The organism is Rhodococcus sp. P4_F3_2 (assembly GCF_056401335.1).
This window is the reverse complement of record NZ_JBFUJN010000294.1, coordinates 1-372: the sequence shown is the minus strand read 5'-3', so window position 1 is coordinate 372 and position 372 is coordinate 1. Positions and strand designations below refer to the sequence as shown.

1 protein-coding gene is annotated in these 372 nt (G+C 32.4%); it reads right to left on the bottom strand.

The window, feature by feature from the left end; all coding sequences use genetic code 11:
- Window positions 1–57: 57 nt before the first annotated feature.
- The coding region (locus AC1DWA_RS33815) for a hypothetical protein (RefSeq protein ID WP_477917922.1) at window positions 58–372 on the bottom strand (315 nt) is incomplete at its 5' end.

Genomic DNA, 372 nt, shown 5'->3' with positions numbered 1-372 from the left:
GATATAAAACAACTTTAAGTTGTTTCTAATTGCCTTAAGGCAATTTTTTATATTTAACTAACGACTAAGATCTGGACCTTTATTCTTTGCTCTGTTTATATTTGCGCTTCTCATTCTTCCTAATTGATGTCTTTGCTGAGTAATTTCTTCACTACGAATAGTCTGTTGAATAACATTAAAAACCGTATCTAAAGCGTTTAKGTTRCTCTCATGTGTTTTTATTTCTTTTTCTAACCATGGRACGACWGTTTTCTCGATTGTGTTCATACGGCTTTGTTGTTGTTGTAAATCTTGTTGTCCTTTATAGCCGAGTTCTTTTAGATTTTCACGTCCATATTTAGCTTCACKTTGCAATTCTTCATAATCTTGACG